This window comes from Anaerotruncus sp. AF02-27 (genome assembly GCF_003465835.1).
GTDB classification, from domain to species: domain Bacteria; phylum Bacillota; class Clostridia; order Oscillospirales; family Ruminococcaceae; genus Anaerotruncus; species Anaerotruncus rubiinfantis.
Window position 1 is genome coordinate 135448 of sequence record NZ_QSBX01000003.1, and the last position, 25135, is coordinate 160582.

Annotated in this window: 29 protein-coding genes; 22 read left to right on the forward strand and 7 right to left on the reverse strand. The window is 57.8% G+C overall.

What is annotated here, in order from left to right; all coding sequences use genetic code 11:
* Window positions 1–268: 268 nt before the first annotated feature.
* Genes DWV16_RS04380 through DWV16_RS04390 form a run of 3 tightly spaced genes read right to left on the reverse strand, consistent with a single transcriptional unit; the run spans window position 269 to window position 2561 of the window.
* Window positions 269–790: a shikimate kinase gene (locus tag DWV16_RS04380; RefSeq protein WP_118477903.1), complete on the reverse strand. Its 522-nt coding sequence runs from the start codon at window positions 788–790 to the stop codon at window positions 269–271.
* Window positions 787–1632 (reverse strand): shikimate dehydrogenase, encoded by an 846-nt coding sequence (aroE, locus tag DWV16_RS04385; RefSeq protein WP_118477982.1) that lies wholly within the window; start codon window positions 1630–1632, stop codon window positions 787–789. Before aroE ends, DWV16_RS04380 begins: the two co-directional genes overlap by 4 nt.
* An 11-nt stretch (window positions 1633–1643) precedes the next feature.
* Window positions 1644–2561, reverse strand: coding sequence for an ACP S-malonyltransferase (locus DWV16_RS04390; protein ID WP_118477904.1), 918 nt, complete (start codon window positions 2559–2561; stop codon window positions 1644–1646).
* A gap of 269 nt (window positions 2562–2830) precedes the next feature.
* On the opposite strand from DWV16_RS04390, the gene DWV16_RS04395 reads away from it, so the two are divergent.
* From DWV16_RS04395 to DWV16_RS04440, 10 genes are all read left to right on the forward strand, one after another.
* Window positions 2831–3832: a beta-ketoacyl-ACP synthase III gene (locus tag DWV16_RS04395; protein WP_066455434.1), complete on the forward strand. Its 1002-nt coding sequence runs from the start codon at window positions 2831–2833 to the stop codon at window positions 3830–3832.
* A 22-nt stretch (window positions 3833–3854) separates the two neighbouring features.
* A complete protein-coding gene (fabK, locus tag DWV16_RS04400; protein WP_199719765.1) occupies window positions 3855–4808 on the forward strand; it encodes an enoyl-[acyl-carrier-protein] reductase FabK in 954 nt (317 codons plus the stop codon).
* Window positions 4801–5541, forward strand: a complete 741-nt coding sequence (gene fabG / locus DWV16_RS04405; protein WP_118477905.1) for a 3-oxoacyl-[acyl-carrier-protein] reductase — start codon at window positions 4801–4803, stop codon at window positions 5539–5541. The genes fabK and fabG overlap by 8 nt, the downstream gene beginning before the upstream one ends.
* A 21-nt stretch (window positions 5542–5562) precedes the next feature.
* A complete protein-coding gene (gene fabF, locus DWV16_RS04410) occupies window positions 5563–6798 on the forward strand; it encodes a beta-ketoacyl-ACP synthase II (RefSeq protein WP_118477906.1) in 1236 nt (411 codons plus the stop codon).
* Window positions 6799–6802: 4 nt separating this feature from the next.
* Window positions 6803–7279, forward strand: coding sequence for an acetyl-CoA carboxylase biotin carboxyl carrier protein (gene accB, locus DWV16_RS04415; protein ID WP_158572775.1), 477 nt, complete (start codon window positions 6803–6805; stop codon window positions 7277–7279).
* A gap of 13 nt (window positions 7280–7292) precedes the next feature.
* Complete coding sequence (fabZ, locus tag DWV16_RS04420; protein WP_118477908.1) at window positions 7293–7724, forward strand: 3-hydroxyacyl-ACP dehydratase FabZ; 432 nt, start codon at window positions 7293–7295, stop codon at window positions 7722–7724.
* Window positions 7725–7987: 263 nt separating this feature from the next.
* Window positions 7988–9340: an acetyl-CoA carboxylase biotin carboxylase subunit gene (locus DWV16_RS04425; RefSeq protein ID WP_066455417.1), complete on the forward strand. Its 1353-nt coding sequence runs from the start codon at window positions 7988–7990 to the stop codon at window positions 9338–9340.
* A 21-nt stretch (window positions 9341–9361) separates the two neighbouring features.
* Window positions 9362–10234 (forward strand): acetyl-CoA carboxylase, carboxyltransferase subunit beta, encoded by an 873-nt coding sequence (gene accD / locus DWV16_RS04430; protein ID WP_066455416.1) that lies wholly within the window; start codon window positions 9362–9364, stop codon window positions 10232–10234.
* Entirely contained in the window at window positions 10227–11051 is an 825-nt protein-coding gene (locus DWV16_RS04435; protein WP_066455415.1) for an acetyl-CoA carboxylase carboxyltransferase subunit alpha, read from the forward strand. The genes accD and DWV16_RS04435 overlap by 8 nt, the downstream gene beginning before the upstream one ends.
* A 43-nt stretch (window positions 11052–11094) precedes the next feature.
* On the forward strand, window positions 11095–11325 hold the full coding sequence (locus tag DWV16_RS04440) for an acyl carrier protein (RefSeq protein ID WP_066455408.1): 231 nt from the start codon (window positions 11095–11097) through the stop codon (window positions 11323–11325).
* A 351-nt stretch (window positions 11326–11676) separates the two neighbouring features.
* Here DWV16_RS04440 and DWV16_RS04445 read toward each other — a convergent pair whose 3' ends face one another.
* Window positions 11677–11943: a DUF6809 family protein gene (locus DWV16_RS04445; protein ID WP_118477909.1), complete on the reverse strand. Its 267-nt coding sequence runs from the start codon at window positions 11941–11943 to the stop codon at window positions 11677–11679.
* A 63-nt stretch (window positions 11944–12006) separates the two neighbouring features.
* Complete coding sequence (locus DWV16_RS04450; protein WP_118477911.1) at window positions 12007–12243, reverse strand: hypothetical protein; 237 nt, start codon at window positions 12241–12243, stop codon at window positions 12007–12009.
* Between the two features lie 112 nt (window positions 12244–12355).
* Between DWV16_RS04450 and DWV16_RS04455 the strand changes: the two genes are divergently transcribed.
* From DWV16_RS04455 to DWV16_RS04470, 4 genes are all read left to right on the forward strand, one after another.
* Entirely contained in the window at window positions 12356–12574 is a 219-nt protein-coding gene (locus tag DWV16_RS04455) for a helix-turn-helix domain-containing protein (RefSeq protein WP_118477913.1), read from the forward strand.
* Between the two features lie 413 nt (window positions 12575–12987).
* The gene (gene proS / locus DWV16_RS04460) at window positions 12988–14424 is read left to right on the forward strand and encodes a proline--tRNA ligase (RefSeq protein ID WP_066455402.1); all 1437 of its coding nucleotides are present in this window, start codon (window positions 12988–12990) and stop codon (window positions 14422–14424) included.
* 131 nt (window positions 14425–14555) lie between these two features.
* Window positions 14556–15104, forward strand: coding sequence for an RNA polymerase sigma factor (locus tag DWV16_RS04465; protein WP_158572776.1), 549 nt, complete (start codon window positions 14556–14558; stop codon window positions 15102–15104).
* An 86-nt stretch (window positions 15105–15190) separates the two neighbouring features.
* The gene (locus DWV16_RS04470; RefSeq protein WP_118477916.1) at window positions 15191–16141 is read left to right on the forward strand and encodes a hypothetical protein; all 951 of its coding nucleotides are present in this window, start codon (window positions 15191–15193) and stop codon (window positions 16139–16141) included.
* A gap of 107 nt (window positions 16142–16248) precedes the next feature.
* Here DWV16_RS04470 and DWV16_RS04475 read toward each other — a convergent pair whose 3' ends face one another.
* Window positions 16249–17538: an SLC13 family permease gene (locus tag DWV16_RS04475; RefSeq protein WP_118477918.1), complete on the reverse strand. Its 1290-nt coding sequence runs from the start codon at window positions 17536–17538 to the stop codon at window positions 16249–16251.
* A gap of 274 nt (window positions 17539–17812) precedes the next feature.
* On the opposite strand from DWV16_RS04475, the gene DWV16_RS04480 reads away from it, so the two are divergent.
* The 3 genes from DWV16_RS04480 (at window position 17813) to DWV16_RS04490 (ending at window position 21033) form a co-directional block, all read left to right on the forward strand.
* Complete coding sequence (locus DWV16_RS04480) at window positions 17813–19159, forward strand: MFS transporter (RefSeq protein WP_118477920.1); 1347 nt, start codon at window positions 17813–17815, stop codon at window positions 19157–19159.
* Between the two features lie 75 nt (window positions 19160–19234).
* Window positions 19235–19369: a zinc ribbon domain-containing protein gene (locus tag DWV16_RS04485; protein ID WP_079988113.1), complete on the forward strand. Its 135-nt coding sequence runs from the start codon at window positions 19235–19237 to the stop codon at window positions 19367–19369.
* Window positions 19370–19563: 194 nt separating this feature from the next.
* Window positions 19564–21033 (forward strand): FAD-dependent oxidoreductase, encoded by a 1470-nt coding sequence (locus DWV16_RS04490; RefSeq protein WP_066455381.1) that lies wholly within the window; start codon window positions 19564–19566, stop codon window positions 21031–21033.
* A gap of 132 nt (window positions 21034–21165) precedes the next feature.
* On the opposite strand, the gene DWV16_RS04495 is transcribed toward DWV16_RS04490, so the two are convergent.
* Window positions 21166–21654, reverse strand: a complete 489-nt coding sequence (locus DWV16_RS04495) for a MarR family winged helix-turn-helix transcriptional regulator (RefSeq protein ID WP_066455379.1) — start codon at window positions 21652–21654, stop codon at window positions 21166–21168.
* 485 nt (window positions 21655–22139) lie between these two features.
* Between DWV16_RS04495 and rpsJ the strand changes: the two genes are divergently transcribed.
* From rpsJ to rplB, 5 genes are all read left to right on the forward strand, one after another.
* Complete coding sequence (rpsJ, locus tag DWV16_RS04500; protein WP_006873286.1) at window positions 22140–22451, forward strand: 30S ribosomal protein S10; 312 nt, start codon at window positions 22140–22142, stop codon at window positions 22449–22451.
* 86 nt (window positions 22452–22537) lie between these two features.
* The gene (gene rplC, locus DWV16_RS04505; protein ID WP_066455377.1) at window positions 22538–23170 is read left to right on the forward strand and encodes a 50S ribosomal protein L3; all 633 of its coding nucleotides are present in this window, start codon (window positions 22538–22540) and stop codon (window positions 23168–23170) included.
* A 19-nt stretch (window positions 23171–23189) separates the two neighbouring features.
* Complete coding sequence (gene rplD, locus DWV16_RS04510; protein WP_066455375.1) at window positions 23190–23813, forward strand: 50S ribosomal protein L4; 624 nt, start codon at window positions 23190–23192, stop codon at window positions 23811–23813.
* The gene (gene rplW, locus DWV16_RS04515; RefSeq protein ID WP_066455372.1) at window positions 23813–24109 is read left to right on the forward strand and encodes a 50S ribosomal protein L23; all 297 of its coding nucleotides are present in this window, start codon (window positions 23813–23815) and stop codon (window positions 24107–24109) included. The genes rplD and rplW overlap by 1 nt, the downstream gene beginning before the upstream one ends.
* Window positions 24110–24291: 182 nt before the next feature.
* Window positions 24292–25125: a 50S ribosomal protein L2 gene (rplB, locus tag DWV16_RS04520; protein ID WP_066455369.1), complete on the forward strand. Its 834-nt coding sequence runs from the start codon at window positions 24292–24294 to the stop codon at window positions 25123–25125.
* Window positions 25126–25135 lie beyond the last annotated feature (10 nt).

The window sequence follows — 25135 nt, forward strand, 5'->3', positions numbered from 1 at the left end:
ACGAAACAGCCCGCAGGGGGCCGCGGGGTATCCCCGCGTGTCTTTCTTTCGCCCCTTTCTTGGACAAGCAAGAAAGGGGCCCGCCGGAGGCAATCCGAGCCCGCGGAGGCAATCCGAGCCCGCGGAGGCAATCCGAGCCCGCGGAGGCAATCCGAGCCCGCGGAGGCAATCCGAGCCCGCCGGAGGCAATCCGAGCCCGCCGGAGGCAATCCGGGCGCGCGAAGGGCGCAAGAGAACCTCGGGCGCGCGAAGGGCGCAAAGGGGATTATCAGGGGCGCGGCCCCTGATTCTTTTCGCGCAGAAGCGCGATGTCAGCGGCAACCTCATCCGCGGATCGACCGGCGTCGATTGTGAGGCCATTTTGCGCGGCCTTGCGGTAGGCCTCCCGCCGCCGCGCGAAGAGCGCCTGAAACTGTTCGGGCGTATTCTGCCGCAGGATTGGGCGGTCGCTGTCCTTGATGCGGCTGTAGCAGACCTCGAACGGGGCGTCGAGAAAGACGACGAGGTCGCGCTGGTCGATGGCTTCGATATTGCGGTCGAAGGTCATGGCGCCGCCGCCGGTTGAAACCACGCAGTTGACCCGGCGGGCAAGGTTGTGGACTGCTTCATGTTCGAGGTCACGGAAATGGGCTTCCCCATAGATGGAGAAGATGTCGGGAATGGGCATTCCGGCCTCCCGGATAATTTCGTCATCGAGATCGATGTATTCGAGGCCAAGCCGTTTTGCGAGCAGCTTGCCGACGGTGGTTTTGCCACAGCCCATGAAGCCGCAAAGGATCAGATTGTTCAAGCTTCCCGCTCCTTTCTGAGGAGGATCTCGTGCATCTCGTCCACGATCCGGTCGACCGAGGCATTGTCAAAACTGCATCCATGCCAGTATTCGTGGGCGACAGCAGCCTGCCACACCAACATATGCATACCGCCCATGCAAAGGCAGCCTGCCGTCTTTGCGCGGCGGAGCAGCAGGGTTTCGGCGGGGTTGTAAATGCAGTCGAACACCGCGCCCACGCTGGTGAGGAAGCTTTCGGGCACCGGGCAGGCATCCACCTTGGGGAACATGCCGACCGGCGTGGCATTGATGAGAAGGCCGAACCGGCCTTCCGGGCTTGCGATGTCGCAGAGGGAGATCTTGCGGCCGAACTGTTCAGCGATCTCCTTCCGGAGCGCTTCGGCGCGGCTGCGGCCGCTCTCGCGCACCGCGACGGTCACGTCGCCGCCCTGACGGGCGCATTCGATTGCGAACATCCGGCCCACGCCGCCCGCGCCCAGCACACAGACGCGGGTGTCAAGCGAAACGCCGTGAGCGGACATGGTGCGCAGAAAGCCGTCGCAGTCGGTGTTATAGCCAATGTGCCGGCCATCCGGCAGACGGCGCACCGTATTGACCGCACCATAAAGCCGCGCCGATTGGTGCAGCTCATCGAGATGGGGGAGGATGGTCTGTTTATATGGAATGGTGATATTGAATCCGTCGAGCGCCATCAGCTGCGCCAGATGCGATTCGAATTGTTCCGGCGGAAAGGAATTGAGCGTGTACGCGGCTTCGCGCTCCTCGAGGGCGAAGAGTCGTTCGTGGATCGGCGGGGACATGCTGTGCCCGAGCGGATGCCCGATCAGCTGGAATTGTTCCATATGGTTCACCTTCAGAGGGACGCTTTCCATTTGTCAAGCGTCTTTTGATTTTCGAGGTTGTAGGCGGAGGCTTCCTTGAAGCCGCGCTTTACAAGCATGGTGAGCACCTTGCCCGGTCCGCATTCGACGAAGGAGCTGATCCCGGCGGCGAGCATGGCGGAGATTTCCTCGTGGAAGCGCACCGGCGAAACAAGGTGCCGGGCGAGGTATTCGACGAGGTCGGTATCCGGTGGGAGCAGCCCGCCGGTGACGTTTGAATAGAAGGGCTTTTCGAGCGGGGCCGTTTTGATCCCGGCGATCCGCTCCTTGAATTCCACAGCGGCGCAGTCCATCAGTTTGGAATGAAACGCGCTCGAAACAGCCAGCTTGACAGCTTTTGCGCCCATTCCGGCGAGCCTGTCGGCCGCTTGCTGCGCGGGGTTTGGCTCGCCCGCGATGACCGTCTGGGAGAGGGAATTGTAGTTGACGGGGAGCACGTAGCCGTCGGTCTCCTCGCAGACGCGGGAGATGGTTTGTTCGTCGCTGCCGATGATGGCGAACATGCTGCCGGGGTTCTCGTCCGCCGCGCGCTGCATGGCCGCCGCGCGCGCGCCGATCACCCGGAAGCCGTCCTCCAGGGAGAAAGCGCCGTTTGCGGTGAGCGCGGCGTATTCGCCGAGCGAATGCCCCGCGAAGGCGGCGGGTTCGCAGGATTCCTTCGCCACGGCGCAGGCTGCCATCGAGACCGCAAAGATCGCGGGCTGTGAGATTTTGGTCTGGGCGAGCTCGGATTCCGCGCCTTCAAAGGAAAGTTTGGCAAGATCGAAACCGAGGATATCCGCGCCGCATTCGTAAACCTGCCGGGCGGCGGGGAAATTCTCATAAAGTTCGCGGCCCATGCCGGGATACTGGGAACCCTGGCCGCTCATCAGGAATGCAGTTTTGCTCATGGGGAATACTCCTTCCGGCCCGGAAAAGCGGGCCTCATAAAGTTTCATATACGATGCCTTTACGGATTAAAAAGTGGGCAAACATACCAAAATCTCAACAGAAAAAATTTATTAACAAATTTTTTCTTGACAACTTGTGTGGATTGACGGTATGATAACACAAGAAATATAACACTTGTTACATTTTTCGACCCCAATTATAACACAACCCGGTTTATGGAATCAAGTATTGCGGGGCGAAAAATTCCCGGAACAGTCAGGAGAAGAGCATGAACGGAATCAAATTATGCGCAACGGGCAGCTATCTGCCCGGTCACATCGTGGACAACGAAGCTTATACGGCTTTTGTGGAAACCTCGGACGAATGGATCCGCACCCGGACCGGCATCGTCACTCGGCATGTCGCGGACAGCGACGCCACGTGGATGATGGGCGCGAAGGCGGCGCGGTCCGCCATCGAGAAGGCCGGGGTCGATCCTGAGGAGATCGGACTTATCATCGGCACCACCGTGAGCGCCGACTATGTCACGCCGTCGATGGCCTGCATCATCCAGCAGGCGGTCGGCGCAAAAAACGCCTTCTGTTTCGACCTCAACGCCGCCTGCGCGGGCTTTGTGTTCGCGCTTGATATGGCTCGACGCTACCTCTACAGCGGCGGGGTGGATACCGTTCTGGTTGTTTCGTCCGAGATGATGACCCGGATGATTGACTTTAACGACCGTTCAATCTGCGTCCTTTTCGGGGATGGCGCGGGCGCGGCGGTCGTGCGGCGGTCTCAGACGGGCGTTTTCGCCTCCGCGCTGCATTCGGACGGCTCCGGCTACGGGCTCATCTATTCCAAGAACGCCCCGCACCAAACCCCGTTCGGCGGGCAGTCGGTGCCCGAGGATGACATCAGCCGGACCGAAACCGGCCCGCATGCGCTCACCCAGAACGGCCGGGAGGTCTACAAGTTCGCGGTGAAAGCGATGCCCGACGCGGTGCGGGAGGCCTGTGAAAAGGCCGGGATCATGCCGGAGGATCTCAGCTATATCATCCCGCACCAGGCGAATGTGCGCATCGTGCAGACCGCGATGAAAAACCTGGGGCTTCCCATGGAAAAAGCGTTCATGAACATTGACCGGGTCGGCAACACCTCGAGCGCCTCGGTGGCGATCGCGCTCGATGAACTGCTCCGTTCGGACAGGGTGCGGCCGGGCGACAAGCTCTGTACCGTGGGATTTGGCGCGGGGCTGGTGTACGCGGCGGCGGTTTTCACATACGAAGCATAACAATGGGAGGAAACCAGAAATGATAAAGACAAAAATCACCGAACTTTTGGGGATTCAGTATCCGATTTTCCAGGGCGGCATGGCCTGGGTGGCCGACGCAAAACTTGCTGCCGCCGTTTCAAACGCGGGCGGGCTTGGCCTCATCGGCGCGGCGAGCGCGCCGGGCGAGGTGGTCGAAGCAATGATCAAGCAGGCCAAAAGCCTCACCGATAAGCCGTTCGGCGTAAATATCATGCTGATGAGCCCGTTTGCCGACGACGTGGCGAAAGTCTGTGTCGAGCAGAAGATTGCGGTCGTGACGACCGGCGCGGGCAATCCCGGGAAATATATGGACGCGTTTAAAGGCGCGGGCATCAAGGTGATCCCGGTCGTGCCGTCGGCAGCGCTGGCCAAACGCATGGAACGCGCGGGCGCGGACGCGGTGGTGGCCGAAGGGTGCGAATCGGGCGGACACATCGGGGAGCTCACGACGATGGCACTGCTGCCGCAGGTGGTGGACGCGGTTTCGATCCCGGTCATCGGCGCGGGCGGCATTGCGGACGCGCGCGGCTTCGCGGCGGCGCTGATGCTCGGCGCCCAGGCGGTGCAGTGCGGTACGATCTTTGTCTGCGCCGCGGAAAGCCCGGCGCATGACACCTACAAACAGCTGATTGTCGACGCGAAGGACACCGACACGATTGTCACCGGCCGCGCGGGGGGCGCGCCGCTTCGGTCGCTGAAGAATAAATTCTCCCGCAGGCTTGCAAAAATGGAGGCCGACGGGGTGGATCGTGAGGAATTTGAAAAGGTTGCGGTCGGTTCGCTTCGGAAGGCGGTGCAGGACGGCAACACCGAGGAAGGCACCTTTATGGCGGGACAGATCTCCGGGCTGGTGCATGAGGTTGCGCCTGCGAAGGTCATCGTGGAGAAGCTGATGGCCTCCACCGAGGCTTATTTGAAGGACCCGTTTGCGGGAAGGGGGATCACCATTGAATAAGGTAGCGATTGTCACCGGCGCAAAGCAGGGGATCGGCCGCGCGATTGCCGAACGGCTGGCGCAGGAAGGCTTTGACGTGGCGGTCAACTGCCGGGGAGAGGAATCGGTTCCGGCGGCGCAGGAAGTCGTGGCAGCCTGCCGCAGATGCGGTGTGGATGCCGACTGCTTCGCGGCGGACGTTTCGGATTTCGAAGCTTGCGCCGGGATGGTGAAGCGGATTTTGAGCCGTTTCGGGCGGATCGACCTGCTGGTCAACAACGCCGGCATCACCCGGGACGGGCTGATTGCCCGGATGGGTGAGGAGCAGTACGATGCGGTCATCGATTCAAACCAGAAGAGCGTATTCAATATGATGCGGCAGGTGGTGCCGGTCATGATGAAGCAGCGGGAAGGCCGGATCGTCAACATCTCATCGGTCGTGGGCGTCTATGGGAACGCCGGGCAGCTCAACTACGCGGCCAGCAAAGCGGCGATCATCGGCATGACCAAGAGCGCCTCGAAGGAGCTCGGCGGTCGGGGGATCACGGTGAACGCGGTCGCGCCCGGCTTTATCGAAACCAGCATGACCGAAAAGCTCCCGGAAAAGACCCGGGAAGCGATCGCGGGCATGATCAGTCTCAAACGGATGGGTTCTCCGGAGGACATTGCCGCAGCGGTGGCCTTCCTCGCGGGCGAAAACGCCTCGTACATCACCGGGCAGGTGCTCTGTGTCGATGGCGGCATCACGATGTAAGATGTTAAAGGAGTTTATTCTATGAGAAGAGTAGTCATCACCTCCCAGGCAGCGGTTACACCGGTCGGACTCAATGCCGGGGATTTCTGGGAGAGCCTCAAGGCGGGACGGCACGGCTTCGCGCCGATTTCTGCGTTCGATACCTCCCGCGTCCCGGTCAAGTACGCGGCGGAGATTAAGGACTGGGACCCGGTCGCGATGGGGCTGGGTAAAAAGGATGCCCGCCGGATGGATCGCTTCACGCAGTTCGCCATGGCGGCCGCCAAGGAATTGATGGAAGGCGCGGGCGATCTTTCGGGGGTGGACCCGTACAGGATCGGCGTGATCGTGGGCAGCGGGATCGGCGGTTTTGGAACCACCCTCTCCGAGCATGAAAAGTTCCTGGAAAAGGGCCCGGACCGGGTTTCGGTCTTTTTGATCCCGATGCTCATTTCCAATATGGCGGCCGGACAGATTGCCATCGAATACGGCTTCAAAGGAGATAACTTTGCGATTGTTACCGCCTGTGCCAGCGGCAACCACTGCATTGGCGAGGCATTCCGCAAGATCAAGTTCGGTTATCTCGATATGGCGGTGGCGGGTGGAAGCGAGGCCGCGATCAATGAATTCGCGGTAGCGGGCTTCAACAATATGACCGCGCTGACCCAGGGGACCGATCCGGACCGGCTTTCGATCCCGTTTGACAAGGAGCGCAGCGGCTTCGTCATGGGCGAGGGCGCGGGGCTTCTGATGCTCGAGGAATACGAGCATGCCAAGGCGCGCGGCGCAAAAATCCTCGGGGAGATCGTGGGTTATGGCGCGACCGACGACGCGCATCACATCACCGGTCCTTCCCCGGACGGCGAAGGAGCTGCCCACGCGATGATGAACGCGATGCAGGAGGCGGAAATTGCACCCGAACAGGTCGGCTACATCAACGCGCACGGCACTTCGACGCCGCTCAACGAGCGGTGTGAGACCAACGCGGTTAAGATGGCATTCGGCCAGCATGCCTATAAGCTTGCAATCAGCTCGACCAAATCGATGACCGGGCACATGCTCGGCGCGGCGGGCGGCGTGGAAGCGGTCGCCACGGTGAACGCGCTGGCGGAAGGGATCCTTCCGCCGACCCTGGGCTACAAAGTTTCGGATCCGGAGTGTGACCTCGATTACGTGGCCGAGGGTGCGCGCAGGGCCGACGTGGAGTATGCCATTTCCAATTCGCTCGGCTTTGGCGGGCACAACGCCTCCATACTTTTCAGAAAATTTGAGGGTTAAAAATATGTCGAAGGAATTTTCAGTCGAACAGATCCAGGCGCTGATGAAAAGTGTCTCGGAGAACCACATTGGGGAACTGCAGTTCGAGACCGAAGGCGTCAAGCTGAAGATCAAAAACTGGATGATGGCCCCGTCTGCGGGCGAGGGAAGCCAGCCCGCGGCGGTTTTGACGGCGCCCGCAGCAGCTCCGGTCGCGGTGGCGGTAGCGCAGGCAGGGGAGCCCTCCCTGGAGAAATCCGCTGAGGCGCCGAAGGTGATCACCTCCCCGCTGGTCGGCACCTTCTATGCGGCGAGCGGCCCCGATAAGGAACCGTATGTCAAGGTGGGCTCCGCCGTCAAGGCGGGGGAAATTGTCTTTATCGTCGAATCGATGAAGGTGATGAACGAAATCCCGGCCGACCAGTCCGGCACGGTCGTGGAAATCCTTGTCGCGGATGGCGCGCCGGTCGAATACGGCCAGCCGGTCCTGCGGCTCGAATGAGGAGGACGAAAGGATGCCGCTGCTGAATAAAGAACAGATCAAACAGATCATCCCGCACCGCGACCCCTTCCTGCTGATCGACGAGATCGAGGAGATGGAGACTGGCAAGCGGGTGGTCGCGAAGAAATTCATCGCGCCGGATTCGTTCTGGTTTGCGGGCCACTTCCCGGAACATCCGGTGACGCCGGGTGTACTCACCATCGAGATGCTCGCACAGGCCGGCGCGGTCTGTGTGCTGTCGATGCCGGAACACAGAGGGAAGATCGCATTTTTTGCGAAGATCGATAAGGCAAAATTCCGTCGTCCGGTGCTGCCTGGCGATACGGTGCGCCTGGAAGTCGAGATGCTCAAGCTCCGGTCGAGCTTTGGCGTGGGCAGGGCGGTTGCCACCGTCGGCGGCGAGATGGCCACAGAGGCGGAGATCACCTTCGCGCTTGGGAATTAGAAGGTTCTTTGGTTCTTTCTTTTGCAAAAAGAAAGAACCAAAGAAAAAATGCGCCTGAAGTGGATCTGCGGGCCGGGGCGAGGGGGAGCTGCCCTCTGCAACCCCATTTGCAATTTTTTAAAAAATGTCGCGCAGCGACAGCCCGGATGGGGTCACCATTTGCCCGAAGGGCAAGTGGCGAGCAAAACTTCCGACTTTTTTCATTTTGCGCTGGAAAGGGGACCGGAGAGACGGCCAAAGGACCGTTTCACGGAACGTTGCTTATGTTTACGAAAGTTCTGATAGCCAACCGCGGGGAGATTGCGGTGCGGATCATCCGCGCCTGCCGGGAAATGGGGCTGCGCACCGTGGCGGTATGTTCGGCCGCGGACAAAAGCGCGCTGCATGCTCAGATCGCGGATGAGTGCGTCTGCATTGGGCCCGCGCCCTCCAAGGACAGCTACCTCAATATGTCCGCGATCCTAGCCGCCTGCGAACAGACCGGCGCGGATGCGATCCATCCCGGTTTCGGCTTTCTCTCGGAGAACGCCTATTTCGCGCGGCTGTGCGCGACCTGCGGCATCAAGTTTGTGGGTCCGAGTCCCGAATCGATCGAGCTTCTGGGCAACAAGGCCCAGGCCAAAGCCACCATGCGGGACGCGGGCGTCCCGGTGGTGCCCGGATCGGACGGCGCGGTCGCGGACGCGGACGAAGCGATGCAGGTCGCGCGGCGGATCGGGTTCCCAGTTATGGTGAAGGCCTCCGCCGGGGGCGGTGGGCGCGGTATCCGCATCGCGCATACGGCGGACGCGCTCGAAAATGCCTTCCATACCGCCCGGCAGGAGGCGGTTGCCTGCTTTGGGGACGGCGCGATCTATCTGGAAAAATTCCTGGTAAATCCGCGCCACATCGAAATCCAGGTGCTGGCCGACGAGCGCGGAAATGTGATCCATCTGGGGGAGCGCGACTGCTCGGTGCAGCGCCGCAACCAGAAGGTGATCGAAGAATGCCCGTCCCCCGCGCCGGTGATGAACGAACAGCTCCGGCAGCGGATGGGCGAAGCGGCCTGCCGCGCCGTCAAGGCCGCGGGCTATTATAACGCGGGCACCATCGAGTTTTTGGTGGATGCGGACGGCGAATTTTATTTCATGGAGATGAACACCCGCGTGCAGGTCGAACACCCGATCACCGAGCTGGTGACCGGGGTGGATATTGTCAAATCCCAGTTGGCCATCGCGCAGGGGAAACCGCTGCCGGTCGCGCAGGATGAGGTCGGCATGCACGGATGCGCGATCGAATGCCGCATCAACGCGGAAAATCCGGCGCAGGGTTTTCGCCCGTCGCCGGGTACCATCCGGGCGCTCTATATGCCGGGCGGGCCGGGCGTGCGGATTGACAGCGCGGTCTACGCGGGCTATACGATTCCGCCGTATTACGATTCGATGATTGCGAAGCTGATCGTCTACGCGCCCACAAGGCCGGAAGCAATCATGAAGATGCGCTGGGCATTGGCGGAATTTTTGGTGGAAGGGGTAGACACGAATATCGACTTCCAGCTTTCGCTTTTGCACAATCCGGATTTTGAAAGCGGAAAGTATGACATCGGGTTTCTGGACCGCTTGATGCAGAAAGATTAAAAGAGGAGGCGAGGCGGGTAAATGTTAGAGGATCTGTTTGCGAAGGTAAAATCCCGCGCATCTTATGAAAAACCCGCCGCGGAAAAGGGGAAGATGAACATCCCGGAAAATCTGATGTTCAAATGCCCCCGCTGCGGCAAAGTGGAATTCATGGACGCGTTCGAGACGGCCAACAAGGTCTGCCCGAACTGCGGGTATCACGCGCGCCTGTCCGCGCCGGAACGGATTGAACTGACGGCGGACAATTTTACATTTGTTGAATATGATAAGCATATGAAAAGCCTCAATCCCATCGGTTTTGAGGGTTACACGGAAAAAACCTTTTATCTGCGGCGCAAAACCGGTCTGCGAGACGCGGTCATCACCGGCGAATGTTCGATCATCGGGCAGCCCTGCTGTCTTGGCGTGATGGACACCCGGTTTATGATGGGGTCGATGGGCTCGGTCGTGGGCGAAAAAGTCGCGCGGCTGTTTGAAACGGCAGCGGATAAGCGCCTGCCGGTCGTGCTGTTCACCGCTTCGGGCGGCGCGCGGATGCAGGAGGGCATTGTGGCGCTCATGCAGATGGCCAAGACCGCTGGCGCGGTTGGACGCCACAGCCGCAAAGGGCTGCTTTATATCACCGTCCTGACCGACCCCACCACCGGCGGCGTGACCGCGTCGTTTGCGTCGCTCGGGGACATCATCATCGCGGAGCCCAAGGTGCTGGTTGGTTTCGCGGGCCGCCGGGTCATTGAGGGGACGATCAAGCAGCACCTGCCGGACGATTTCCAATCGGCCGAATTCGCGCTGCAGCACGGTTTTGCGGATCTGATCGTCGAACGCGGCGCTATGCGAAAAACGCTCGCGCAGCTGCTCAGGCTGCACAATATGGGAGGTGGGGAAAATGCCTGAAACCACGGCATATGAACGCCTGCAGATTGTGCGGGAGAAAAACCGCCCCACGGTGCGGGATTATATCCCGCTGATTTTTGACAATTTTATTGAGCTGCACGGCGACCGTCTCTACGGTGACGACGGTGCGATCCTCGGCGGGATCGGTACGATCGGCGGCATCCCGGTGACCGTGATCGCCGAGGTCAAAGGCCGCGACCTGAAGGAAAACCAGGCCGCGAACTTCGCCATGCCACATCCGGAGGGATACCGCAAAGCGCTGCGGCTCGCCAAACAGGCGGAAAAATTCCACCGGCCGGTAATTTGCTTCATCGACACGCCGGGCGCCTTCTGCGGCGTGGGCGCGGAGGAACGCGGACAGGGTGAGGCGATTGCCCGCAACCTGATGGAGTTTATGGAGCTTGCGACTCCGGTCGTTTCAATCGTACTGGGCGAAGGCGGCAGCGGTGGTGCGCTGGCGCTGGGAGTCTGTGACGAGCTGGCCATGCTGCAAAATGCGGTCTATTCGGTCATATCGCCGCGTGGGTTTGCCTCGATCCTGTGGAAGGACGCGAACCGCGAGAAGGAAGCGGCGAATATCATGCGCATTACGGCGGAGGACCTTATGGGATTTGGAATCGCGGAAGCGATCATCCCGGAACCGCCGGGCGGCGCTCATAATGATCATAAAATGGCGGCGGAAAGCATATCCCGGTACATTTTGGAAACAATCCAAAAATATATGGAAATACCTATTGCCAAACTCTTGGAAAACAGGTATTATAAGTTCCGTAAGATTGGAGAGTTCACAGAACAGAAAGGCGCGAACCCTCTTTAATCGGTAAATAAATCATTTATATAATAAGTAGGAGGAAACAATCATGGTATTTGAAAAGGTAAGGGAAATCCTCGTGGATCAGCTCGACGTTGAAGAGGATGCGGTCACAATGGAGGCCAACATTTCCAACGATCTCGGCGCGGATTCGCTGGATATCGTTGACCTGGTCATGAGCCTTGAGGAAGAGTTTGATTGCGAGATCCCGGACGAGGAGATCGAAAACATCAAAACCGTCGGCGACATCGTCAAATACATCGAAGACCATCAAGAATAAGCCTCCGGCGGCCCTGTTTCTTGTTCGTGCAAGAAACAGGGGAAAGAACACGCCCGGGGAGATCCCCGGGCCCCCAATGCGCGCCGTGAAAGCTGCCTTCGGCAGAAACGGCGCGAAATCTGCCGAGATGAAACGAATTGAGCCGCGCGCGCTTCGCAATGACGCGCGGGACAGATCGCCGCAACCATTGCGGCGATTCGCTGGCGCTTAATGAGGACAAATGGATTGATAAAGGGCGGAAGCACTTTGGTGCTTCCGCCCTTGTTTTGCCCCAAAGCGCGGGGGAATGCAAAAAGCAAGGGCGGACGTAAGCCGGTTCATCTTGACCCTTGCTTTTTGCAGGCGGCCGCGCTACCCCGCGAGAAACGCCTCGGCGGCAAGGCACAGCCCAAGGGAAAACCCCTGGCGGAAACGCGCGGCTTCGCTCACCCCGAGGATTTCCGCGTGCGCGTTCAGCAGGCGAATCAAAAGGGTTCGCTCCTTGCCGCCGAGCAGCAGGTTCAGCCGCTCCTCGCAGTCGTCCCAGACCGCGGCCGCGGCACGATACTGCTTGTTGTCCTCCGGACTCGTCAGATTTGGCGACAGCTCGCCGAAAAATAGATCGTCAATGGTTGCCATTCAATCACCTCTTTTAAGATTTGTATTGCAAGTATAACAGAATATTGTGGAAAAGAGATCATTTCACACTACATCTGGCGTAGGACTTTTTTTATTGCAGCCCTTCGGCGGCAATCGCGCTATCGCGCGTTGCTGGACAAGGCGAATCAAAAGGACGTGCTCCTTGCCGCCGAGCAGCAGGGTCAGCCGCTCCTCGCAATCGTCCCAGACCGCGGACGCGGCACGATACTGCTTGCTGCCTTCCGGACCCGTCAGATTTAGCGACAGTTCGCCGAAAAATAGATCGTTTATGGTTGTCATTTGATCACCTCAAAACCACTTATTGTTGGTATGCTTTGATGATACCATTTATAAGTGGTAATATCAACCCTGTTTTTCTGTATAATGGGTTCAGGACAAAGAAGGTGATAAAATGGCTGCTTATAATGAACGGCTGGTACAGCTGCGGGAAAGCCGAGGGCTTTCGCAGGCGGTTGTTGCAGGGCATCTTGGCTGTGCAACCTACACTTATCAGCGCTACGAATATGGGCAATTCCAGTTGCCGGGGGACAAGCTGATTTTATTGTCCCAGTTTTACGGCGTCAGCACGGATTATATTTTGGGTCTGACCGACAATCCATCCCCTAAATGATGCCGCGCGGAGCGCGGCATTTTTAAATCCGCTTGTCCGCTTTGCGCACAGCGCATCGCCGCAAGGTTGCGGCGATCTGTCCCGCGTGCTTTTCATCACGCGGCACGCTTCGTGGCATCTAAGCAGATTGCGCGCGATCTTTGCCGCGAAGCGGCGACGAAATCGCGCGCATGGGGCCGCGGGGTGTCCCCGCGCGTGTTCTTTGGGTACTTTCTTGCACGAGCAAGAAAGTACCCCTGCGGAGCAAATCCGTGCGCACGGAAGGCGCAACTCCCAGTCGCACGGAGGGCGCAAAGGAAGGGGCTTGCAATTCGCGGTGGAAACGGGTATGATAGAAAACGTGTAAAAGCCGGTGGGCGGCATGCCCAGAAAACAGGCCTGTGGCGCAGCCGGATAAAAAGGAGTAATAACCGATGGCAGATCAGAAAAAAATGGTGGAAGCGATCACCTCGATGGACGAGGATTTCGCAAAATGGTACACGGATATCGTTAAAAAAGCCGACTTGGCCGATTATTCTTCGGTGCGGGGCTGTACGATTGTGCGGCCATACGGCTGCGCGATCTGGGAAAATATCCATGACGATCTTGACGCCCGCTTCAAAGCGCTCGGACATGAGAATGTCATGATGCCGATGTTCATCCCCGAGGGATTGCTGCAAAAGGAGAAGGACCATGTCGAAGGCTTTGCGCCGGAAGTCGCATGGGTGACCCACGGAGGCGAGGAAAAGCTGACCGAGCGCCTTTGCGTTCGTCCAACCTCGGAGACGCTCTTCTGTGAGCATTACGCCAACATTATTCATTCCTACCGCGACCTGCCAAAGCTCTATAACCAGTGGTGCTCGGTCGTGCGCTGGGAAAAGACCACCCGTCCGTTCCTGCGCACCTGTGAATTCTGGTGGCAGGAAGGCCACACGATGCATGAGACCGCGCAAGAGGCGATGGAGGAGACCGAGCGGATGCTCAACGTCTATGCCGACTTCTGCGAGGAGAGCCTTGCGATCCCGGTCACCAAGGGCCGCAAGACCAAGAAGGAACAGTTCGCCGGCGCGGAAGCCACCTACACCATCGAAGCGATGATGCATGACGGCAAAGCGCTGCAGTCGGGCACCTCGCATTACTTTGGCGACGGCTTTGCCCGCGCGTTTGATATCACTTTCCAGAGCCGCGACAACAAGCCGGAATACCCGCATCAGACCTCCTGGGGCATGTCCACCCGCATCATCGGCGCGATCATCATGACCCACGGCGATGACAACGGTCTGGTGCTGCCGCCCGCGATCGCGCCGATCCAGGTGATTGTGCTTCCGATCGCACAGCATAAGCCGGGCGTGCTCGATAAGGCGCGTGCGGTCACCGAGCAGCTCAAAAAATTCTGCCGCGCGAAGATTGACGACAGCGACAATTCCGCCGGCTGGAAGTTTGCCGAATACGAGATGAAGGGCGTCCCGCTGCGGCTCGAAATGGGACCGCGCGATATCGAAGCAAACCAGTGTGTGCTGGTCCGCCGCGACAATCGCGAAAAGACGATTGTTTCGCTCGATGAGCTGGAAACGAAGATTCCCGAACTGCTCAAGGCCGTCCATGACGGGCTCTATCAAAAGGCGCTTGCCAACCGCGAGGCGCGCACCTGGGCCGCGCACACCTTCGATGAGCTCAAAGAGCTTGCGAACACCAAATCCGGGTTCTTCAAAACGATGTGGTGCGGCGACGAGGCCTGCGAACTGCGGGTTAAAGAAGAAGCCGGCCTAACCTCCCGCTGCATGCCGTTCGCGCAGGAAAACCTGGGCGAAACCTGCCCGATCTGCGGCAAGCCCGCGAAAACCATGATCATCTGGGGCAAAGCCTACTAAGAGAGAACCGGTGCGGGGCACAATGCGGTTACTGACTGATCCCCAAAAAGAAGCCGACGGAAATCCGCCGGCTTCTTTTTTTGTTACACCGGCGGGGTATCCGGCATAACGATACAGGAGGTGGTGCGGTTTTGTGGAACGGAAAAAAAGCCGAACGTTTTTTTGACGGGCTTTGTGAAGATTATTATGAAAAGGTTCTGCGCTACCTGTATGCCGCGCTTGCAGACGAGCAGGCAGCACGGGACACAGTGCAGGAGGTTTTTCTGGTGGCGTGGCAGAAACGAGAGGCATTGCTTACACATCCGAATCCAGGCGGCTTTTTATTCCTGACGGCGAAAAACCTCGCACAGAAGGCCCGGCGGGAAGCGTTCGCACGCATGGCGCGGGAAGAGCTCGACGGGGATGGCAGGCTGGAGGCACAGCCTGACGGCACAAATCTTATTGAGACAGCGCTCGACCGGGCGGTGGATGAAAGCGCTTATATCGACGCGGTCCTTGGGCAACTCAGCCCGGAAAAGCAGAAGCTCTACAGCCTTTACTATATAAAAGGGTGGAGCATGTCTGAAATCGCCGCCCAATACCACTTGGAGAAGACTGCGGTGCGGATGCGCTATGTGCGGCTGCGGCGGGAAATCCGAGCGATCGCCGCTGAGGTGGCCCAGAAGGAATTTTCCTTCTGAGGCCGTTACACACAGATAAAAACCAGCATATGAAAGTGTACGGATGAAGCGCTTCAATCCGAGTACACCGGTAAGGAGGAATTGTAATGGAGTCAAAACAGCAACTGAAGCAAAAGCTTGACCAGGCGATTGACGAGATGGACCTGGACGGCATCCGTGAAACACTTGACCGCCTGACCGGTTTGGAGGATCACCCCATTGCGGCAGAATCGCCGGAGTTATTTGCCGCAAGGATCAAAAAATTGGATAAGGAGCGTAAGCAGCCGATGAAAATGAGTAAAACGATACGCGGTGTGTTTGCCGCTGCGGCGATTGTCGCAATGCTGTCGGTCGGGGTCTATGCCTCAGGCGCATGGCAGCGGTTCGCGTTTGTAAAAGATGACCAGATGGTCGTGGTACAGACCGGCGACGGAAAAATGTCACAGAAGCAGGCGGAAGAACTGGCCAAGGAGGGCGTGCACGTGCAGGTTGCATCGTCCGCTGAAGTCCCGGGCGGTCAGCTGCCCGATCCGGATCAGATGGTGATCGGAGAAGATGAAATCCAGTTGAGCTGGACGCAGGACGCGCCGGTTGATTCGGATATCAACCTTTCGGTCACCGAGAAGGAGACGGCAGACTATGCTTCGGCGCAGGAAGCGGCCAAAGCGCTTGGCCTGCCGCTGGCGCTGCCGGAGATCCCGGACGGAATGGCATTTGCCTCTGCCAAGGCAAGCAGCCTGGGGGATGACAAAGGCCAAAGCTTTGGCAAAACGATGTGGGTGAATTATGACGGCGAAAAACGCAGCCTGGGTATCACAGTTGACTGGATGAAGATCAGTGAAAAGATCACCGCTGTGACTTATCATGGCATTGAACCGGGAAGCGGAGGCAGCTACAAAACTGTAAAGGGCTATGAATTCACCACTGTGCGGGAGGATGGCTCCGACATTGCGACCATCTTCTGCGGTGAATACGAATATACGCTGGTGTTCAACGGATTCACCGAAAGCGAACGACGGCAGATGCTTGACAGCGTCGACCTGTCTGTCTACCAGTGAGCGGCGCGCGGCCGGCGGATTTTCTCCAACAAAAAAAGGACGGCATTGCCGTCCTTTTTTTGTTGAACCATCGATTGGGGAACAGGTCGGAAGCGCGGCCGAACCGGTCACAACAAACTCAATACCAAAAGAAACAGGGCGGCGCAAAGGATGTTGGCCACGGCGAGAACCAACAGACTGTTGCGCAGGCCGTGTGTTTCGTGCTGTACTCGACAGTTGCTGACCAGAAGGAACCCGCCGGTGGAGAAAGGGGATATTCCGGCGCAGGTGGAGCCAATAAAGATGGCGCTGTAGAGCAGCAGATGGGAGACGCTGAGCTCGGAGGAAAGCGCGGGCACCAGTGGAAACAGCACGGGGATAACCACCGAGAGGGAGCTGCTGAAGCAGCTCATGACCCCGGCAATGAACGCGAGGGCGGCGGGGAGGAGCAAAGCCGGCACATTGCTTTTGGCCAGTGCACTGAGCCATTCCACAACGCCGGCCTCCACCGCAACGCCCATCAGCAGAGTCATGCCGGTGAAAAAGACCAGCATCTGGACCGGCACGTATTTTTGGCAGATGGTGGGGAATTCCCCCAGGGAGAGGGCGGACTGGGCCAGCACGCCCAAAAGCATGACGAAACTGAGGTCAAACTGTGTAAAGACGGTTTTCCAATAGCCTTCCGCCAGCAGCTGACCCAGCAGGGAAAAGGCGATAACCGTCCCCAGGACGAGACAGAGCAGCAGAAGCCCCCTCGCCTGCGCCGGAGTGAACGGTCTGGGTTCCGGCAGGCTGCCTTTGGTGGAACTGGCCCGTCCTCTGGTCAGCAGATACACCACCGCGTAGGTCAGGGAAAAAAACAACAGGCTCAGGAAAAAGGCGCGAAGCATGATCGGCCGTCCCTGACCGGCGTAGGCCAGCGACTGATCGATGATGGCGCTGGAGATGATACCGCCCTGGCTGAGAATGAAATTTCCGCCGATACACACGCCATAGGAAACCGAGACCCCCAGCAGCAGCGAATGCCGTCCGATGCAGGGAGCGACTGCCATGGCGATGGGGGCGAGGATGACGGTGGCGGTGGGGGCGCCGGTTCCGATCCCGCTGATGACGATGCTCATCAGAAAGAGCGCGAGGGGAATGCAGGAAATGCGTCCTTTGAGGGCATAAAGTACATGGCCGATTGCCGCCTGCAAGGTTCCATTTTCCGAAAGAAAGCCGTAAAACAGGGTGACCATGGTGACGGTGAAGATGATCTTGCCGGGCAGAAGCGCGAAAAAGGCGCTGGCGGGCATCTGCAAAACCAGAACGCCAATGAGCACGGCGAAGCTCCCTGCCAGGATGCCCACGTTGATTTTGAAACGGTTGCCAATCAGGATGCTCAGCAAAATTGCGCAGAACGATAAAAAGATGGCCATGCCCACACGCTCCCTCTCGTTTGGCCGCGCCGTCCCAACAAATATTTGTTAATTTTTCAGCAATCCGAAGGCTGCTTAAATTATAGTATGGAATCAATTAAAAGTAAATAACATTTTTGATTTTTTAATAAATAATTTTTTATAATATTGACAAATACAAAATAACTGTTAAAATGAAATTGTTAATAAAAACACATTATTGCTTTCCCGGCATCTGTTATGTGCGAGCGATCCGATCCGGCAACCAAAACAGTAATTGAGGAGGTACGATTTCATGGAAGGGGCAACGACAAAGAAAAAAGCGGTCTACAGCCTCGCAAGCTATCGGTACGGTCTGGGGAACTTTTTTACCACCATTATCACCAATCTGTCCTCGACCTATTTCAGCGCGTTTTTGACCATCTCGGTGGGGCTCTCGGCGGCGGCCATGGGTTCGGCAATGTCCATCGCGAGCGTGGTGGACACCATCTCCATCCCAATCATCGGTATCCTGATCCAAAAGTCCAATTTCAAAAGCGGAAAATTCCGCCCGTGGATTCTCTGGGGCGCCATTGCATGCGCCATATTCAACTGGCTGCGCTTCAACAACTTCGGCCTGACGGGTGCGAGCGCGGTTTTCTATTTCGGCGCGATGTACACCCTCTGCTACCTCGCCTATAACTTTGTCTACTGCCCGTATACAGGGCTGCTGCCGGTGCTTGCGCCCGATCCCGGCGACCGTGCCTCCTATGCGGCCTGCCGGATCCAGTGCAACTCGATCGCCAAGTTCCTGCTGAGCCTGGTGGCGGTTACGCTGTTTGAGAAGATCGGCTATTCCACCTTTGCGGCGATCCTCTCGGTCCTGTGCTTCCTCGGCTTCTATCAGCTCTATATGATGGCCAAACCCTATGACATCCCCGAGCCGGTTGGCGAAACCGGCAAGGCCCGTGCGAGCGACGTCTCAATCTGGGAGATGATCCGCAGCATCATCTCTTACCCCATGCTGATGTTCCTGATCGCGGGCATCCTCAAGATCGCCACCTATTTCTCGGTCACTTCGCTGTCGGTGTACTATTACACCTACGTCATCGGGGACAAAGCCCTGCTGACCGTCTATCTTTCGGCGAGCACCGCGCTGATGATCGGCGGCGCCTTTCTGACCCCCTTCGTGTCGAAGCTGGCCGGCGGCGCGCGCAACGCCTATATCATCGGCGGAATCATTTACGGCGGCAGCATGCTGATCTCCTTCGCCACCCAGGGCAACGCACTTCTCTTCACCATCCTGCTCGCGGTGGGCTATGTGGGCTATTCCTTCATGCATTCGGCCGAAGCCGCGGTTTATTCCAATCTGGTCGACTACACCCTCATCAAGACCGGCAAAGACCTGAAGGGCTTCCTGATGACCATCTTTTCGCTCTCCCCGAAGGTCGGCGGCATCTTCCAGGGGCTCATCCTGGGCGTGGGGCTGTCGCTCATCGGCTTTAACGCCGAGAACATCACCGACCAGGCGATCGCTGGACTGCCGGTGCTCTTTGCGCTGCTGCCCGCTATCCTTCTGGCGATCGTGATCGTCGCAATGCTGCTCTACCCGCTGACCGACAAGAAGATTGCCGAGATGAAGAAGCAGGCGGGCATCGAATAAGAAAAACCATAAAAAATAGGGCCGCATGCCCGGTGGACGTGCGGCCCTCCAGCACACAGAAGGAGGAAATTCACGATGTTTGAGAAGATGAAGGCTCTGCTGTCCGCGGCCCGCTGCGCCGCGCCGGCCTACTGCCCCTACTGCGGAGCCATGCTTATGCCCGGCATGAAGATCTGCCCGCACTGCGGCGCGCCGGTTCCGGAAAGTTAATATAAACAAAAATAGTTCGGATTTTTGTCGCGATATTTGCATTGACAATTAGTTAGCAAATAAATATAATTCAAATATAGAAATATTTAATAAATATTAATTATTTCTTAAAAACAACAGATAACACAGCACCATTCACCTGTACACAACAGAACCCCGGGAAAACAAAAAACGCAGTAAAAGGAGTTTTGGGTATGAAATGGGATAAAACAGTGGACGTCGTCGTGGTTGGCCTGGGCGCAGCCGGCGGCTGCGCAGCCATCGAAGCGTACGACAACGGCGCGGACGTGCTCGTCATCGAAGCGGATAAGGTCCCGGGCGGAAATACCCGTCTGAGCGGCGGCACCCTGCGTGTATTTCTCGACAACGAGAAGGTCTACCAGTACTACCGCGGAGTGTTCGACGACACGGTCAAGGATGATCTGATCCACAAGTTCGTCGAGGTCACCGCCACCAGCCACGAATGGTTCAAGCAGAAATGCGACTGCGACTTCAAGATCGCGGAGAAGGTTCCGTTTCCGCCGGCCCCCAACGCCGTCTGGGATTTCCTGCCAGGCTCCGAGGGACTGGGCGGTCGTTCGCAGTTCGTTCCCAAAGACGGCGGCGCGCCTGGGATGAACGGCGGCTATTACCTGATTGCCTCCCTGATGCACGGCGTCAACAAGCGGGGAATCAAGATCCAGTATGAGACCCGCGGCAAGGAGCTCGTCACCAACGCCAGCGGAGAAGTCATTGGCATCAAGGCCGAAACCCCGGACGGCCCCTGCTTCATCCGCGCCAAAAAAGCGGTTTGCCTCACCTGCGGCGGCTTCAACCGCAACGCTGAGATGCAGACCAACTATCTTGGAATGCCGCTGATGAGCCAGGGCTGCATGTGCAGCGTCGGAGACGGGCTCACCATGACCGCGAAACTGGGCGCGAAGATGTGGCATATGACCGGCGTCTCCTGCGGCGTCAGCTATAAGGTAAAGGATCATGAGCAGCCGATCGGCATTGGCATGCACGCGCCCAACTATATGTATGTCGACCAGAACGGCGAGCGTTTTCTGAATGAGTCCGGCCTGGACGTGCATGCGATGGCATTCGACTTCACCGCCTGCAACGCCGAAAAGATGGCCTACCCGCGGATGCCTGCCTGGATGATCTTCGACGAGAACGTCCGCGAGGCAGGCCCGATCATCGGCCATTGCCCCGGCATTATCCAGGAGGACCCCACCTGGGAGGGCTGGAGCCAGGACAACCAGCGCGAAATTGAAAAAGGCTGGATCAAGATGGCCTACACCATCGCTGACCTGGGCAAACAGCTCGGATATAACCCGGGAGTCCTGGAGAAGGCCGTTGCGGACTATAACCAGGCGGCGCTCACCGGCTATGACCCGAAGTTCAACCGCGACTGCTTCAAGATGGGCCCCATCACCAAGCTGCCTTTCTATGCCATCGAGCTGTGGCCGTCGCTCTTAAACACCCAGGGCGGCCCGATGCACGACGCGTACGGTCGCGTTCTGGACAACGACGAGAAACCCATCGAGCGCCTTTTCGCGGCTGGTGAACTGGGTTCGATCGTCAACAAGTTCTATCCGGGCGGTACCAATATCACCGAAGCCATCGCGATGGGACGCGTCATCGGCGAATACACTGCGAAACTGGCTGACACGGTCGAGTAATCAGATACTTATCCCTCCGTTAAAATATCCTCCGGCACAAAAACGACCTCCGTCCAACAGGGCGGAGGTCGTTTCGTATGATCTTCGAAAAATTGGCAATCCTATCCTTTATATAAAGAGAACGGGACAGCTTCACTCGGCCGGCGCATCTTTGAGCTGTTCGAGGGTGATCCCATGGGAGAGGGGGTTCAGTTTCTCAAGCAGGACCAACAGGTCCTCAATGGCCAGATACAGCTTGAGCCGCTCCTCCTCGGTGAGGTTGTTGTAGTAAAGGTCGTAAAACTTCCCCATCGATTGTTTGGTCTTATCTATGTACTGGACGCCCTTTTCGGCCATCCGGATGATGATTTTGCGCCGGTCGTTGGGGTCCGAGATGCGCTCCACCAAGCCGAGCCGCACCAGCACGTCCACGTTTGCGGTGAGCTGGGGCTTGCTCATGACGAGCCGGTCGGCCAGTTCGGACATGGAGATTTCCGACACCACCTGCAGCACGGTGAGCACCTTGCTCTGATAGTTGGTCAGTTCCTTCTGGGTGATGAGCTTCATGGGGCGGCCGAACTGGTATTCAAATTCCGGGATGATCTTGACGATGTCCTCTACGATCAGTTTGGTAGTAATCATACTGCTCCTTCATCAGACAAAAATATTCATAATTAATAACTGTTTTGGTTTGCTATTATTTTACGCTTTTCAACGTGGAAAAGTCAAGCGGCTTTTCCGTTTTCGGGCCGTAATTTTTTAATGACTTTATTGCCAAAAATATTTATAAAAATACTTGCATTTTGCCGGAGGTTATGGTATTATAATCGAGCGTGACTGCACAAGATATGCGTTGATGCGGGAGGTGGCCGCCCTTGAGGCGGGGAATTTCCGCGGAGTATGTCCGATTTTAAACCGGGCGACTTTAATACTGAACAGGAACTGTGCGCTTTCCATAGGGGGAAGTTTGCGGTTGCGGGGAAACCCGCGGGCGGTATAAAGTCCGGATAAACTGTTACGGTTTACCGGATTTTTTGTATGCCCAGCCGCGAAACACCCGGAGCGGTGTGCAGAAGAAATCAGTTCTTAAAGCGTCGTCGTGAAAACTTTAAGGAGGCGATGTTTAAGTGGCAGTCAAAGAAAAAATCAGGATCCGGCTCAAAGGCTATGATCACCAGCTGGTGGATGCATCGGCGGAGAAGATCGTGGAAACCGCAAAGCGCACCGGCGCCCGCGTTTCCGGCCCGATCCCCCTTCCCACCGAAAAGGAGATCGTTACCATTCTGCGTGCTGTTCATAAGTATAAGGACAGCCGCGAGCAGTTCGAGATGAGAACCCACAAACGGCTCATCGACATCCTGCGTCCGTCCAACAAGACGGTCGAGGCGCTGACCGGTCTCGAACTTCCCGCCGGCGTGGAAATTGAGATCAAGCTCTAATGATCCGGCAAACCCCGACGACGGCAAGCCGCCGTCAGGTCATGTTGGCGAATGCCAACCAATAACCGTAGGAGGTAAAGAAAGGTATGCAAAAGTGCATCGTAGGCAAAAAGATCGGTATGACCCAGCTTTTTGACGAAAACGGCAAGATGATCCCCGTCACCGTCGTTGAAGCGGGCCCGTGCGTTGTCGTTCAGAAGAAGACAACCGAAAACGACGGCTATGAAGCCGTGCAGATCGGTTTCGGCGACATCTCGGACAAGGCCTGCAACAAACCGATGAAGGGCCACTTCGCAAAAGCTGACGTCGCAAACAAGAAAACGCTGAGGGAATTCCGGCTGGCCGACTGCGCCGCTCTGAACGTGGGCGACATCATCAAGGCCGACGCTTTCGCGGCGGGAGACGCTGTGGACGTTGTTGGAACCAGCAAAGGTAAAGGTTACGCCGGCACCATCAAGCGTTACAACTTCGGCCGTCTCAAAGAGACCCATGGTTCCGGCCCGGTTGCCAGACACCAGGGTTCCCTGGGCGCCTGCTCCGACCCGTCGAGAGTCATGAAGGGCAAGAAGCTGCCTGGACACATGGGCGCCGAGCGCGTCACCGTCCAGAATCTCGAGGTCGTCAAGGTTGACGCCGAAAATAATCTGATTGCTATCAAGGGAGCGATCCCCGGCGCCAAGGGCGGCGTGGTCTGCATCACCGATAGCGTCAAGGCGTAAGGGAAGGAGGATACACACAATGCCAAAGGTTAATGTATACGATATGGCCGGCAAAGTTGTTTCGGAGATGGAACTTTCCGAAGCCGTGTTCGGTGTGACACCCAACCCTGCGGTCGTTCACCAGGTTGTCGTCAACTACCTTGCAAACCAGCGTCAGGGCACCCAGTCCACGCTGACCCGCACCGAAGTATCCGGCGGCGGCAAAAAGCCGTGGAGACAGAAGGGCACCGGCCATGCGCGCCAGGGTTCCATCCGGGCTCCGCAGTGGAGAAAGGGCGGCATCGCGCTTGGCCCGAAGCCCCGCGATTACAGCTACTCGCTGAACAAGAAAGTCCGCCGTCTGGCAATCAAGTCGGTCTTCTCCGACAAGGTCCTGACCGGCGACATGATTGTCGTTGACTCGATCGCTGTCGACGGGTTTAAGACCAAAGCGATGGTTGGCATGCTCAAAGCGCTCGGCGCCGAGAAAAAAGCGCTGATCCTGATGCCCGAAGTGAACGAGCAGGTCATCAAGAGCGCCGCGAACATCCCCGGCGTAAAGACCGCTCTGGTCAACACCATCAACGTCTACGACATCGTGAACTGCGACAAGTTCATCGTTGCCAAAGACGCCGTAGCCAAACTTGAGGAGGTGTACGCGTAATGAAAGCTCCGCAGGACATCATTCTTCGTCCGGTTATCACCGAAGCTTCCATGGCGAACGTGCAGCTGAAGAAGTACACCTTCAAGGTTGCAAAGGACGCCAACAAGATTGAGATCGCAAAAGCGGTTGAGGGCCTTTTCCCCGGCACCAAAGTGGCGAAGGTCAACACCCTGAACTGCCGCGGCCGCATGAAGAGAATGGGCCGCAACTTCGGTTACACGCCGTCTTACAAAAAGGCGATCGTCACCCTGACCGAAGGGTCGAAGACCATTGAGTTCTTCGACACCATGCTGTAATGGACCCAGCCAGTCCACGTATGGGGAACTCATAACCCGCCGGAAAGCGTCCGGCGGCATGGTGCCAAATCCCGCGGCGCGCGCCGCCCGCCGGTTTAGCGGCCAAAACGGCTAAAACAGCACCGTTTTTGGAAGGGATGCGGCACAACCCCGCTAACACATTATGAGGAGAGTGAAACCGAATGGCTATTAAATCCTATAAGCCGACAACCCCGTCGCGCCGGCAGATGACTGTCACCGACTACAGCGGGCTGTCAAAGGTTGCTCCCGAGAAAAGCCTTCTGGAACCCCTGAAGAAGCATTCCGGACGCAACTCGAACGGCCGCATCACGGTCCGTCACCGCGGCGGCGGCAACCGCCGGAAATACCGCGTCGTCGATTTCAAACGCGACAAGGCGGATATGAAAGCAACCGTTCTGACCCTTGAATACGACCCGAACCGTACCGCGCACATCGCGCTCATCCAGTATGAGGACGGCGAGAAGCGCTACATCATCGCTCCGAACGGCCTGAAGGTCGGCGACACCGTCGTTTCCGGCGCGTCCGCGGATATCAAGCCCGGCAACGCACTGCCGATGATGAACATCCCGACCGGTACCTTCATCCACAACATCGAGCTTTACCCCGGAAAAGGCGCGCAGCTGGCGCGTTCGGCCGGCGTCATGGCGCAGCTGATGGCGAAGGAAAACGGCATGGCGCTTGTCCGGCTTCCGTCCGGAGAACTCCGGAACATCCCGGAAATCTGCATCGCCACCATCGGCCAGGTCGGCAACATTGACGCGGAAAACGTCAACTACGGCAAGGCTGGCCGCCGCCGCCACATGGGCTGGCGTCCTACCGTCCGCGGTTCGGTCATGAACCCCTGCGACCATCCGCACGGCGGTGGTGAGGGCAAGAGCCCTGTCGGACGTCCCGGACCTGTCACCCCTTGGGGCAAACCGGCGCTCGGGTACAAGACCCGCGCGAAACACAACCGCTCCGACAAGTTTATTGTCAAGCGTCGCAACGCGAAGTAAAGCGGGCTGA